This window comes from Nocardia sp. bgisy118, from assembly GCF_057708605.1.
Genome location: NZ_JBYISM010000024.1, coordinates 78337 through 90343 on the forward strand (window position 1 = coordinate 78337; position 12007 = coordinate 90343).

The window sequence follows — 12007 nt, forward strand, 5'->3', positions numbered from 1 at the left end:
CCCCGACGTGATCAGGGAGGTCGTTGGACAGGTAGATGGCCATCGCAGGGTTCCTCTCGACAGAAGGCGTGCTCACACCCGGGGTGGATGGGAGTTCGCTTCTTCAGACGAACCAGCCGAGAGATGGACGCACCGGTACCGGTGGCGGCCGACTATGACGCCGCTTTCGACGTTCTTGCCCAACTTTCTCGCGAGGCGCGGCCGTGGTTGGTCGAGCAACGGATGGCCAGGGATCTACTCGGCCGGATCATCGCCAAACGCCGCACTCTCATACCGGAAATGCGTGTACTGGCGGACATCATTCGGCTCGAGTACTGACTCGACCTCCTGAAAACCAGCTGTCGCTGCGTCTAGAGGCTTGCACCGAGCCAGGACGCGAAGCCGACGAGTCCATCGGTCTGACGCCGCTGCGCCGCTGCGATACCGAAGAGCGTTTCACGCACTGATGGGTGCAGGCGAGTCTGCTGGGGCGCTGCCGCTCTCGCCTTGTTGAGCGCGGCAAGTGCCCGATCGGGCTTACCGGACATCAACCACGCGCGAGCGTTGTCGTGCCAATGATGGGCGATCCGTGTGGGAGCTGCGCCGGCCGGATACGTCAGTTCAGCCCCTTCCAACGCCGCTCGGTTCGGGTCGCCTGCTTCGAGTTCGATTGCGTGGGCGTGGATATCCACGTTCAGCGGGCCGAACGATGTCATGTACAGGTCGGTTTCGCCGGTATGCCGAGCCAGCTCGCGTGCCGCTTGGACGTGAGCTGTCGCATTCGGGTAGTTGAGCTTTCGCGCTTCGTTGATCGCTCCGGCCAGATGGGAATAGCCAGCCAGCACCATGCCGGCTTGGCTGTTGTCCGCCGAACTGATCGCGGAAGCGATCAGCTGCTCTGCTACCTCTGCCTCGCCGTAGTGCGTCAGTACTCGAGCTCGAGCCAGGACCGAGAACGCGCCGTATTTCGCGTCGTCGGCAAGCGGGGCGTAGGTGTCGGCCAAATCCAGTGCTGGAAGGGCGAGCACGAGATGACCGGTCCTGCGAACCGACCACTCTGCCAATACGTACGCTGACGTCAACAGGGTGTAGGCACGGGCTTTCTCGTCGTCGGCCAGTTCTCGCACGGCCCCGTGCAACTGGCGGATAAGGCCCGGAAGTACTTCGATCGTTTGTCGAGTGCGATCGGTGCGGTAAAGCCGTTGTGCCGCCCCAAGTTCTGCTTCCAGCACTACGAGATCGGCGGGCTCGGTTGCTCGGGCGTACTGCCCCTCTGCAAGCAATATGGACAGGTCATTGACGGCGTCTGACAGAGGCTTGCCATCGTCGTAAGGTGCGCCTGTGAGCTGCTCCGGCGTTATCCGCAGTGCTCGAGCCATTGCCGAAAGAAAGCCTGGGGATGGCACCTCACGGCCTTGCTCGACAGCCTTGACCATGCTGAGGCTGTACTTGGCCCGGCTGGCCAACTGACGTTGGCTCAGCCCGGCGATCTTGCGCTGCGCGGCGATTCGCTCTCCTGCGTGCTGACCCATACATCTGAGCGTAGATCGATCCTTCCCCGCTGTCCTTTGCTGTCGACAGCCTGTCCCTCTACTGACCCTTCGAGCCTTTGCCAGCGGTCAAGCTCAGATCTAGCCCCGCCGTCGGACTGACATGGTGTCCCCTCGAGGTCTCCGGCGGCGGGCGCTCACCAAGTCTTTGAGCAAGCAGGGAGGGTGCTGCCCGATGGAATTGTCCGAACGTGATGACGGGATATCGACTACACACACGACGTCAGCGCCGACACGCACTGACCCCAGCGCAGTGGCAGTGGGGGATACCCCGCGTTCACGGGTTGAGTATTACCGCGCCGTATGCCACCTGCCTGCCGTACTCCAACCCGATACGGGGCGAATCGGTTTCACGGCAGGCATGGTGTGGGCGGTTGCGATGCCCGCTGAAGTCGGCCAGATGGTCAAGGTGGAGCTGGAAGCCAAAAGACATGGCGGCGGACCGATTATCACCATGCCCCGCACGGCGACATGGACCTTTCTGGTCCGCTCCGACATTCCCGCAACCATGATCGCCGCCGAAGCAGCCTTGTACCGCAGCCACCGTGTGGCGGTGCTGGGTAACGGTGACTTCGTGGCGTTGCCGTCTCCTGCCGATCAGGGCTCGGAGTACCGAGGATGGATCACCGCGGCGCACTCGGTGTTCCGGCCCTCCGGGCGGGCGGTGCTGTATGCGGTCCACGCTGTCCTGGGCCCGCAACGACAGTCGGTCTTGTGAGAGCCGAGCCGTTGTCGCCCTTGCCGAGCGAGCCGGACGTGCACCTTTCGGTGTTTCTGCACGGGGTGCGTATGGATTTCGTCGCCTGCCTGACCGCTGCGTTGGTGTTCGTTGCCGAGCACCGAGACCGCCATTATCTCGACGCAGTGAGCGTCGATACGAGCTTGAGTGGGCACCCCCGGTTGCCCAACGAGCGGCTCTATCTCGAGCCCTGACCAAACCGATGCGAGGAACAGACGAAATGACCAGCAGCACAATGGATTCACAATGGCAGCGCAACGACTTCACCCCCGCTCAGATCGCCACACTCACCACGCTGAACGAGGCCGGACGCGCGTGCTCGGCGCGGGAGCTGGCAGGCGACCATCGGATCGCCCCGGTCACCCCTGACGTTGCAATGGCTGATCACCAAGGGGCTACCTCCCGAAGTCGCCCACACGGGGCTGCGCGGCCCGAGCCGCTGGGCGAACCCTTCGGTGTTCAGGGTTAGTTTTTCGAAGTGGCTTCGGTGTTCGGACGTAGTTTCCGGGTGAGCGGGTAGCCGATGTCGGCGCTCCGAGTGGGAGACGTAGGAACGGCAATCGTCGTCGGCGCACGACCGAGCGCGGGTGGTGCGGGGCTGCGCCCTCGACCTGATAGTTCATCTTGATCTGAATACATTTGAATCTGTACTATTGGTGTCGTGGAGACCGCGCTGCATTCCGACGCGCTCGCCCGTTTCGGGCACGCGCTGTCCGATCCGACTCGCACCCAGATTCTGCTGAGCCTGCGGTCTGGGCCGGGGTATCCGTCGGATCTGGCCGAGCGGATCGGGGTGTCGCGTCAGATCCTGTCCAACCACCTGGCCTGTCTGCGCGGGTGTGGTCTGGTCGTCGCGGTCCCGGAAGGGCGACGCAGCCGCTACGAGCTCGCCGATCCGCGCATAGCCGCCGCGCTCGAGGATCTGCTCGGGCTGGTGCTGGCGGTGGATCCCGCGTGCTGCCCGGCCTCCGGGACCGAAGGGTGCTGCTGATGTCGGCATCGCTGGGCAGGCCATCGGTGGTCGCCGCATCGGGGCCGCTACCGCAGCGGCGGGCGGTGCTGGCGCGGCGGATTCGCTGGTTGGTCGCGGCGACGATCTCCTACAACGTGATCGAGGCGATCATCGCCCTCACCGAGGGGACACGGGTGTCCTCGACCGCGTTGATCGGGTTCGGGCTGGACTCGGTGATCGAGGTGTCCTCTGCGGCGGCGGTCGCCTGGCAGTTCGCCGGACGTGACCCCGCCGCGCGGGAGAAGGTTGCGCTGCGCGTCATCGCGTTCTCGTTCTTCGCTCTCGCGCTGTATGTCGCCGTCGACTCGATCCGCGGCCTCCTCGGCGTCGGTGAAGCCGAACATTCCCCGATCGGAATCGGTTTGGCCGCAGCCAGTCTGGTGATTATGCCGGTCCTGTCATGGGCACAGCGCCGTACGGGGCGCGAACTCGGTTCCGCCTCGGCAGTCGCCGATTCCAAACAGACCCTGCTCTGCACCTACCTATCGGCTGTCCTGCTGGCCGGGTTGCTGCTGAACACCCTGTTCGGCTGGTCATGGGCCGACCCGATCGCGGCACTGGTCATCGCCGCCATCGCGGTCAAGGAAGGCATGAATGCCTGGCGCGGGGACACCTGCTGCCCCACGCCGGCCGCACTCGGCGACGCTGGTGTGACCGGACACGACTGCGACTGCTGCGACTGACCATCCCAACCGACGCTCCGGCCTCTCCTGAATCCGAGAACCGGATCCGAACAGACACATCGCCAAAACTATTCGCCCGACGTGTGGCCGCAGGCCGGTCGCAATCAGGGTCCCGGTGGTTCCGCCGAAAATCGGGTGGATATGCCGTAATCGTCTGGTATGGAACGTGTTCCGCAGACTCGAACGGTGCGAATGTGCCGATGGCCGAGTCGGCCTCGAACTCGGCGACCATCGCTAGGATCTGCCCTGACCTCACCGGAAGGTGATCGGTCACCTCCGCGAACTCGCGCGCAAGCACCACGCCACTCTGCTCACTACCACCCGTGATGTCGACCACGGTCAAGCCGCGATGCCCGCCGGATGTTTCGACGGGAATCGACTGACGAACGTGAGATCGATTGTCGGACAGCCGGTTACCACGATTCGATCAGCGGGACATCATGCTCCCGCCGCTGCCATTCCTCGGTGACGCGACCGAGTCGGTCCTGGGCGGCGATGCCGCGCACGGCTGCGATCTTGTCGTCACGGATCTCGAGGATCACGACGCCCACGACCCGGTCGTCGAGTGTGGCGAGCATGGCCGGGCAGCCGTTGACCACGGCGGCATGGATCGAGGGCGAGCCACCGGCGAGTCTCCGCTTGGCTGGAGACGGTTTGAAGCCGGCCCGCACCGCGCTGGCGATCCGCTCGGGGGTCGCGTACCGGATCAGCTTCCCGGCCAACCCCAGTCCGGCGCCGTCGGAGATGCCGGTCGCGTCGTCGGTCAGCAGCGCCACCAGCCGTTCGGTCCGGCCCGAGGAGGCGGCAGCGACGAATGCCTCGACGATTCGACGTGCGGAGGCATGGTCGATGTCAGTGCCGTTGCCGGCGGCGGCGATTCGACGCCGGGCTCGGTGGGCGTGTTGCTGACTCCCGGACTCGGTGATGCCGAGAATCTCGGCTATCTCGGCGTGGCTGTACGAAAAGGCCTCGCGCAGTACATAAACGGCCCGTTCGACCGGCGACAGACGCTCCATGAGCGTCAGCACCGCCAGGGTCACCGATTCGCGCTGCTCGACGGTGTCGGCCGGGCCCAGCATCGGGTCGCCGTCGAGGAGCGGTTCGGGCATCCAGGCGCCGACCGCGCGTTCGTGCCGCACCTTCGCCGAACGGAGCCGGTCGAGCGCCAGGTTGGTGACGATCTTGGTCAGCCACGCCTCGGGCACCTCGACGTACTCCCGGTCGGCGGCCTGCCACCGCAGGAACGCGTCCTGCACCGTGTCCTCGGCATCGGCGGCCGAGCCGAGGAGGCGGTAGGCGAGCGAGGCCAGTCGATTCCGGCTGGCCTCGAAACGCGCCACGGTGGCAGTGTCCATGAGCACGACTCTATGCGCCGATCACGTCGGGTGAGTGCACTCGGGTCGTGGCCAAGCGGTACGTGTGACTCGGCTTTCCGAAGGTCGGGCGGCTCACGGCCCAGCCGCTGGTTGCCACGATCGCCGACTTGACTCGGGCCGCCGAACGGCCGCGCAGCGCCCCGGGCTTCGAGCGAGCGTCACCGTCGACCAGTTGGAAGATCCCGTCCTTGCGTCCGAGGCTGATGTGGTTGCCGAAATAGGTCAGCGCGGTCGCCTTGATCTTGCGCCCGGTCAGATCCCCGATGATCGCGGCCGTCGCCTGCAGGCCGGTGTATCCCGCGGAAGCGCAGGACATCGGCAACGGCCGGCCGTTCTCGCCGATGACGAAGGCGCTGTCACCGGCAACGTAGACATCCGGGTGCGAGACCGACCGCATCTGACGGTCGACCGTGATCTGGCCGTTGGGCATCACCTCGAGGCCGCTGGCGGCGGCAATCGGGTGGACGGCGAAGCCTGCGGCCCACACGGTCGCGTCGGAGGCGAAAGCGGTGCCGTCGGCGGCGACCGCCCCCGCCTCCTCGACGCGCTCGATGGCGGTGTGCTCGTGGACCGTGATACCGAACCGGTCGAAGGCGCGCAGCAGGTGACGGCGGGCCTTCGCGCCCAGCCAGCCGCCCAGCTCGCCACTAGTGGCGAGGCTGACCTGAAGTCCTGGACGTGCTTCGGCGATCTCGGTGGCGGCTTCGATCGCGGTCAGATTGCCACCGACTACCAGCACCTTCCCGTCCTCGCCCAGTTCGTCCAGGCGTGCGCGCAGGCGCAGCGCGGACGGCCGCGCGGCCACGTGGAAGGCGTGCTCGTCGACGCCCGGAACGCCATGGCCAGCGGCGGTGCTGCCGAGCGCGTAGAGGAGGGTGTCGTATTCGAGCCGGTCGATGCCCTCGCCGTCGACGACTGTGACCGTCCGATGCTCGGCGTCGACGGTGGTTACCCGCGCCACTCGTAGCCGGATGCCGGTGCCCGCGAACACCTCCGCCAGCGGCCGGTGGCGGAGATCATGCCCGGCGGCGAGCTGATGCAGGCGCAGCCGCTCGACGAAATCGGGTTCGGCGTTGACGACCGTGATCTCGAAGTCGTCGGAGTGGAGTTGGCGGGCCAGGTATCCGGCGGAGAAGGCTCCGGCGTATCCGGCCCCGAGGACGACGATGCGGTGCTTCATGGTTCGCTCCTGTCTGGTTCGCGTGCTCCCTGAACGAGACAGCCCCCGAATTCCTGACAGCATCAACCAGTGATGTGGATCACCCCCGAGGCTCGCTCGGCGGACGAACCAACCGCCTACCGAGCCACGCGGTTGCGGCGACTACCCGATGAACAGGACCCCGATCGCGGCCGCCGCGACAGCGGTGCCGATCGCCACTGCGGCAGCGAGCTGGCGTGCGCTCAACATCTGGTCGCGACGCACCCACGCGAACACGAACACCGTCACCGGTAACGCCACCGTCGCAGCGGTGACCATGCCCGGCGAGTAATCGCCGAACCATGCCGCGCCGCCAAGGTGGAACGCGGAATTGACCGCGAACTGCCACTGAAACGCTACCGCCACGATCACCCAACCCGCAGCCGCCTCGGGCCGGGCTGCCCGCCAAGAACACCACAGCACCAACAGAATCAGCGGAATGTGACTGAGAGCGAACTTCTCAGTCGACATCGGCGCGAAATGCTGCGACGCCCACGCCGCGAATCCCGGCAGCTCCTCCAAGGTGTGGACGACGAAGACCGCGAACGGCGCGAAGAACAACCACCGAACACCGGCCAGGTCCCGGCTTCGCCTCGCCTGCACGGGCGACTGGACAGACATCATGGACGACCTCCCACATTTGGATAATTACATGCGCATGTTACTATGTTTCCGAGTCGCGGGAGAGATGTTCGGTCGCGGCGCGATGAAGGTGATGTGCTGACAGATGAAATCGGCACGGGGTGAACGAGGAGGTCGACGTGGGGCAAGGACATGATCACGGGGTGTCGGTGGCGGATGCCGGCAGCGCCTCCGGGAAATATGCGCGGCGGCTGATCCTGGTCATCGGCTTGGGTCTGGTCACGTTCGTGACGCAGCTCGTCGTCGGGTTGTCGACCTCGTCGCTGGCGTTGCTGTCGGATTCCGCGCACGTGTTCACCGACGTGTTCGGTGTCGTGATGGCGTTGGTGGCGATCCTGGTGGCCCGCCGGTCGACGCGGCGGGTCGACCGCTCCTACGGGATGTATCGCGCGGAAGTGCTTGCCGCGCTGTTCAATGCGGTGCTGCTGTTCGCGGTGGCGGGCTGGGTGCTCTACGAAGCGATCGGCCGCTTGGCCGAACCACCGGAGGTGCCGGGCCTTCCGGTGACCACCGTCGCCGTGGCGGGCCTGGTGATGAACGTCGCGGCCCTGTTGTTGCTGCGCCGCGGGGCGGGGGAGAGCCTCAACGTTCGGGGCGCCTACCTGGAAGTCATGGCCGACATGCTCGGCTCCATGGGCGTGCTGATCAGCGGTCTGGTAACCCTGCTGTTCGGGTGGCGCTACGCCGACCCGCTCATCGGTATCGGCATCGGCCTGTTCGTCCTGCCCCGGGCCTACAACCTGGGCAGGCACGCGCTGCGGATCCTGTTCCAGCATGCTCCCGCCGGGATGGACGTCGAGGAGGTCCGTACTTCCCTGGAAGATCTCACCGGCGTGCAGCAGGTTCACGACTTGCACATATGGACGCTGACCTCCGGGATGGAGGTGGCCTCGGCGCACCTGGCGATCGACGACGACACCAACCCGGACGCGGTGCTGGTTGCGGCGCAAGAACTCCTGGCCGACTCCTACAACCTCAACCACGCCACCCTGCAGGTCGAAGCGGCCAGCATGGCCGAACGCTGCGATCGACTGTCCTGGTAGTCCAACCGCCACTCGGATGACCAGCCAGCACCGCACCCGCCCACCTCGACGAGCCGTCGACCCGTCGCGTCGGCTGCCCGTCGAGGTGGGCGGGTTGGGTCAGCATCGCGCCCGGCGTGAGGTCGGGGCCGCATGCGGCCCCGATCGAAAGCATGTGGATTCAGAATCCGGATTCGTCGAGTTCCATCACCGCGAGGTCGGTGCCGGGGATGACTGCCCGTTCGGCGGTCAGGTGGGGGAGGACGGTAGTGGTGAAGAACGAGGCGACAGTGATCTTGCCGCGGTAGAAGGCGGCGTCGGCCGCGGAAACGTCGGAATCGAGTGCCGCGAGAGCGATTTCAGCCGCGACGATGAGCCGCCATGCCACGAGTAGGTCACCGACGGCGAGCAGGAACCGCACGGCGTTGAGGCCGATCTTGTAGAGGCCAGCCTCGCCGCCTCGGACAGCATCATGCGCACGGTGTCGCCGTCGAGGTCGCCGAAGGTGCCCGAATCGAGAACGGTGTCGAGACCGTAGACCTCGAACAGGTTGAACTCCAGATCGCGAATGTTGCTCTTGTAGTGGCCCACCGGCCCATCACCTCTCGACGGGACCCGCCGCGATGGGGCAGGTGCTGACGAAGCGCACATCGCGCCGCGGAGCCATGATGTCGCAGCATTTGCGTCCACGCAAGCTAAGTAACTCGATGATAAGTTCGCTGGACGGCGTGTAGTGGCGCTGAGCTGGAACGTCCACCTGGATTCAGTCCTAAGTCACTCTGGGTAAAGCTCAGGCGAAGGCTGGGTGGAAAGCTCGGCGAGGGCGATCCGCTCGCCGACGACGTACAGCAGGTCGGCCAGGTCGTTGCGGCGGGTCAGCCGAGGGTTGCGGACCGCATCGGTGATGACGGTGGTGATGGTGTGAATCAGCACTCGTGCCACGGGCATCGACAGCTCCGGGCGCAGCGACTGCAGCAGGCGCGCCCAGCCGATGTTGCCTTCACGGTGGATTCGGCGGTACCTGGCCGCGGCATCGTCGGGAAGGTGCCCGACCTCGCTGACAGCGGTGCCGACCAGGTCGGTCTGTTCGATGGCGAACTGGATGTAGTACCGCAGCACGAGCCGCAACGATGCCGTTGGTTCCCCGCCTTCGGTGAGTGCGCGCTGGGCGTAGATCTCGACCCATTCGTTGTTGCGGTCGATGATCTCGTTGAGGAGATGGGTTTTGCCGGCGAAGTGGTGATACAGCGCGGGCCCGCTGACGCCGACCGAAGCGCCAATGTCCTCGATACTCACCGCGCCGAAGCCACGTTCGTTGAACAACCGCGCGGCGGCGACGATCATCTGCTCCGGTCGTGGTTCGGAGCCGGATGGCGTTCCCGCCTCGTCGAACTCGGTGACATCGAGCCTGGACGCGGTCCTGCCACCGGGACAGGTGGCGCCGGTGACCGCATCGATGGCGGAGTCGAGCACCGTGGCGAAGAGCTCCGTGGGCAGCTGAGTGCGGTGGTTGGACGGGCTGGTCACCACTGACAGCACGATCCAGCTCAGTGCTTCGCGATCCGTCGTGGTCAGAGTGGGTCGGCGCAGGTGGATGGCCTCGCGGATGAGCTGAGTCAGGCGAACCGCGCGGGAGAGGACGCCCACTCGGTCGGCCTGTGTGAGGCTACGGAATTCGAGCTGCCACAGCCGGGCGAGTCCCCGGATCTCCAGGGTCACCCGCACCAGCTCCTGCAGCGCTCCGCTGTCGTTGGCAGAGTTTTCGCGCGCAGCATCGACACGGGTGATGATCAAGTCGAGACTTTCGCGCAGGCAGGAGCCGAGGAGGTCCTGCTTGGTGCGGAAGTGCCGATACAGCGCGGCATGCGTGATGCCGATCGCCGAGGCGATATCCGTCATCGATGTGCGGTGATAGCCGCGTTCGGCGAAAGCGCGGGAGGCGACGCGGAGAATGGTTGCCCGGCGATCGCGTGGGCGGCGGCGCACCGGTGGCTGCTCGGCTTCGAGCGGGGGAGCCGGTGGTTCGGTCCGGTGCGGGATGCCGAGAACTCCGAAGAGGATGCGCAACACGCTCTCGGTGAGCTGGTCCGTGGTGGCATCGATCCAGCCGACGGCCCAGTCGTGCATCAGTCCGTTGATCGCGCCGGCGAATGTGCTGGCGGTGAGGCGGACGTCGTGGGGAGCGAGCTCCCCACGCGCGGCGAAGCTGTCGAACAGGTCGCAGAGCAAGTCCAGCCACCGCGACCGGCACTGCAGGCGTTGGGTATCCATCCGCTCGCCGACGCCGACGACTTCGACGAAGGCGATCCGGGCACAGCGCTGATCAGCGCAATGAGCGAACAGATAGGAACGCACCATTGCCGTTGCTCGGTCGGTCAGTGGTTGCCCTATCGTTCGGCCGACTTCATCGAGCACGCGCTGTTCTACCGTGTCGTTGATGTGCAGGTACAACTCGCTCAGGAGATCTTCGAGTGTGTCGTACTCCTGGTAGAACTGCCGGGTCGACAGGCCCGCGGCTCGACAGAGCTCAGCCAGCCGGGTGTTGCGGTATCCAACCCCCGCGCCGAATGTTTCGATCGCGACTTCGCGGAGCCGGCTCCGGCGCTCGGTCCGCCGTTCGTTCGCCGACAGGCCTCCGTAGACGCGCGCTGCCGGTGTGATTCTCGCCACCGATTCTCCGTTCACCAAAGGGTGTCCGCCTGTGTCGCGCGACCGGTGATGCGGTGTCGCGCACCCACAATTCGCCAAATATGGATACAACGATATTCAGAATATCGCAGGCGTGATCTTGCCGGTATGAGCAGGGGTGATCGATGCATCGAGCGCACCGGGGGAGCCGGAACCGTGTCCGCGGACAGCCGGATCGGCATGGTCTCGAGCCGGTACGACGAGCTCGTTCCGGCTCGGCACCTCGAGTGCGACGCGCGTGCGCGGCGGTGATTTGTCGCCTGTCGGTGCCGAGACCGGCTCGGTAGTGTGTCGCGCCATGCACCAACCGCCCGTCCTTCTGGAAAACAGCACCGCCGTCTACGAGCACTATCTGCGACATCGCCAGAATCGACTGCGGGCCTTGGCGACTCATGCGGTGATGGGTTACCGGTTCCGGCCGCGCGTAACATTCGACGAGGGCGCGCGCGGGCAGTTGCAGCAGCTACTGCGTAGCAAGCAGCCCGCAATCTTCGCGCTCAACCACCTGTCGCAGAACGATCCGCACGCCGTCGCGGCCATGGCCTGGTGTTCGCCGTTGCGCCCCCTCATCGGGCGGGTACGCATGTTGGCCAAGGACGAGCTGTTCGACGACCCCGAACAGCGCCGCAAGATCGACATGATGGGCGGTATCCCGGTATTCCGCGGCAAGGACCACGGCATTCGTGCGGTGAACGCGGCAGGCCAGCAAATGATGGACGTCTGCGCTCGACGATTGACCCGTGGTGATTATCTGGCGCTTTTCCCGGAGGGCACCTGCAACACCGTCGATCCGGCCCGAGTGCAGGCGGTGGGCAGCGGCATCGGGCACATCGCGTTCCGGGCGGCCAAGCTGGGCGCGCCGCCCGCTCTGGTCTGCATCGGCATCAGCTACGGGGAACGTCTGGATCCCTCGATCGAACCCACCAAGGAGGAGGTGCGCAGTGCATCGTTCCATTTCCGGAGACCCGTTCTGGAACTGCCCTCGCGGCCCATCGAAATCGCTCGTTTCGCCCGTACGGAACTGCAGTCGGCCGTCGATGGCGCAGTGAAAAGCTACTGATTCAGGCTAACCAGAGGCAGTCAGCGGACATGCTGAGTTATCTGCACCTGTCCCGACC

General features: G+C 65.6%; 13 protein-coding genes and 1 pseudogene. 7 read left to right on the plus strand and 7 right to left on the minus strand.

Annotated features, from left to right (window positions below):
* Positions 1–123: 123 nt before the first annotated feature.
* Complete coding sequence (locus tag AC3EO7_RS26385; protein ID WP_431966058.1) at positions 124–318, plus strand: hypothetical protein; 195 nt, start codon at positions 124–126, stop codon at positions 316–318.
* A 32-nt stretch (positions 319–350) separates the two neighbouring features.
* Here AC3EO7_RS26385 and AC3EO7_RS26390 read toward each other — a convergent pair whose 3' ends face one another.
* Entirely contained in the window at positions 351–1511 is a 1161-nt protein-coding gene (locus tag AC3EO7_RS26390) for a helix-turn-helix domain-containing protein (RefSeq protein ID WP_435592666.1), read from the minus strand.
* Between the two features lie 397 nt (positions 1512–1908).
* Between AC3EO7_RS26390 and AC3EO7_RS26395 the strand changes: the two genes are divergently transcribed.
* The 4 genes from AC3EO7_RS26395 to AC3EO7_RS26410 all read left to right on the plus strand — a co-directional run bounded on the left by AC3EO7_RS26395 (position 1909) and on the right by AC3EO7_RS26410 (position 3963).
* A complete protein-coding gene (locus AC3EO7_RS26395) occupies positions 1909–2247 on the plus strand; it encodes a hypothetical protein (protein WP_435592667.1) in 339 nt (112 codons plus the stop codon).
* Positions 2244–2462 (plus strand): hypothetical protein, encoded by a 219-nt coding sequence (locus AC3EO7_RS26400; RefSeq protein WP_435592668.1) that lies wholly within the window; start codon positions 2244–2246, stop codon positions 2460–2462. Before AC3EO7_RS26395 ends, AC3EO7_RS26400 begins: the two co-directional genes overlap by 4 nt.
* Before the next feature lie 467 nt (positions 2463–2929).
* Positions 2930–3259 (plus strand): ArsR/SmtB family transcription factor, encoded by a 330-nt coding sequence (locus AC3EO7_RS26405; protein ID WP_435592669.1) that lies wholly within the window; start codon positions 2930–2932, stop codon positions 3257–3259.
* Positions 3259–3963, plus strand: a complete 705-nt coding sequence (locus AC3EO7_RS26410; RefSeq protein ID WP_435592670.1) for a cation efflux transmembrane domain-containing protein — start codon at positions 3259–3261, stop codon at positions 3961–3963. The genes AC3EO7_RS26405 and AC3EO7_RS26410 overlap by 1 nt, the downstream gene beginning before the upstream one ends.
* A 413-nt stretch (positions 3964–4376) precedes the next feature.
* Here AC3EO7_RS26410 and AC3EO7_RS26415 read toward each other — a convergent pair whose 3' ends face one another.
* The 3 genes from AC3EO7_RS26415 to AC3EO7_RS26425 form a co-directional block, all read right to left on the minus strand.
* Entirely contained in the window at positions 4377–5318 is a 942-nt protein-coding gene (locus AC3EO7_RS26415) for a sigma-70 family RNA polymerase sigma factor (RefSeq protein ID WP_431966046.1), read from the minus strand.
* A gap of 10 nt (positions 5319–5328) precedes the next feature.
* Positions 5329–6519, minus strand: coding sequence for an NAD(P)/FAD-dependent oxidoreductase (locus AC3EO7_RS26420; RefSeq protein WP_435592671.1), 1191 nt, complete (start codon positions 6517–6519; stop codon positions 5329–5331).
* A gap of 141 nt (positions 6520–6660) precedes the next feature.
* The gene (locus AC3EO7_RS26425; protein ID WP_435592672.1) at positions 6661–7161 is read right to left on the minus strand and encodes an HXXEE domain-containing protein; all 501 of its coding nucleotides are present in this window, start codon (positions 7159–7161) and stop codon (positions 6661–6663) included.
* A gap of 137 nt (positions 7162–7298) precedes the next feature.
* On the opposite strand from AC3EO7_RS26425, the gene AC3EO7_RS26430 reads away from it, so the two are divergent.
* A complete protein-coding gene (locus AC3EO7_RS26430; RefSeq protein ID WP_435592673.1) occupies positions 7299–8222 on the plus strand; it encodes a cation diffusion facilitator family transporter in 924 nt (307 codons plus the stop codon).
* Between the two features lie 160 nt (positions 8223–8382).
* Here the strand turns inward: AC3EO7_RS26430 and AC3EO7_RS26435 are convergent, their stop codons facing one another.
* From AC3EO7_RS26435 to AC3EO7_RS26445, 3 genes and pseudogenes are all read right to left on the minus strand, one after another.
* Positions 8383–8622 carry an acyl-CoA dehydrogenase C-terminal domain-containing protein gene (locus tag AC3EO7_RS26435; protein ID WP_435592674.1) on the minus strand — a complete coding sequence of 80 codons (240 nt, stop codon included), beginning with the start codon at positions 8620–8622 and terminating at the stop codon, positions 8383–8385.
* A gap of 23 nt (positions 8623–8645) precedes the next feature.
* Positions 8646–8792: pseudogene (locus AC3EO7_RS26440) on the minus strand (acyl-CoA dehydrogenase N-terminal domain-containing protein); the annotation flags it as partial.
* A 183-nt stretch (positions 8793–8975) separates the two neighbouring features.
* Positions 8976–10871, minus strand: a complete 1896-nt coding sequence (locus AC3EO7_RS26445; protein WP_435592675.1) for a TetR/AcrR family transcriptional regulator — start codon at positions 10869–10871, stop codon at positions 8976–8978.
* Between the two features lie 316 nt (positions 10872–11187).
* On the opposite strand from AC3EO7_RS26445, the gene AC3EO7_RS26450 reads away from it, so the two are divergent.
* Positions 11188–11949 carry a lysophospholipid acyltransferase family protein gene (locus AC3EO7_RS26450; RefSeq protein WP_435592676.1) on the plus strand — a complete coding sequence of 254 codons (762 nt, stop codon included), beginning with the start codon at positions 11188–11190 and terminating at the stop codon, positions 11947–11949.
* Positions 11950–12007 lie beyond the last annotated feature (58 nt).

Excerpts from the sequence above, each read along its gene's own strand:
- AC3EO7_RS26425 (WP_435592672.1), bottom strand. The coding sequence starts at position 7,161 with ATGATGTCTGTCCAGTCGCCCGTGCAGGCGAGGCGAAGCCGGGACCTG.
- AC3EO7_RS26410 (WP_435592670.1), top strand. The coding sequence starts at position 3,259 with ATGTCGGCATCGCTGGGCAGGCCATCGGTGGTCGCCGCATCGGGGCCG.
- AC3EO7_RS26395 (WP_435592667.1), top strand. The coding sequence starts at position 1,909 with ATGCCCGCTGAAGTCGGCCAGATGGTCAAGGTGGAGCTGGAAGCCAAA.
- AC3EO7_RS26420 (WP_435592671.1), bottom strand. The coding sequence starts at position 6,519 with ATGAAGCACCGCATCGTCGTCCTCGGGGCCGGATACGCCGGAGCCTTC.
- AC3EO7_RS26415 (WP_431966046.1), bottom strand. The coding sequence starts at position 5,318 with ATGGACACTGCCACCGTGGCGCGTTTCGAGGCCAGCCGGAATCGACTG.
- AC3EO7_RS26450 (WP_435592676.1), top strand. The coding sequence starts at position 11,188 with ATGCACCAACCGCCCGTCCTTCTGGAAAACAGCACCGCCGTCTACGAG.
- AC3EO7_RS26385 (WP_431966058.1), top strand. The coding sequence starts at position 124 with ATGGACGCACCGGTACCGGTGGCGGCCGACTATGACGCCGCTTTCGAC.
- AC3EO7_RS26390 (WP_435592666.1), bottom strand. The coding sequence starts at position 1,511 with ATGGGTCAGCACGCAGGAGAGCGAATCGCCGCGCAGCGCAAGATCGCC.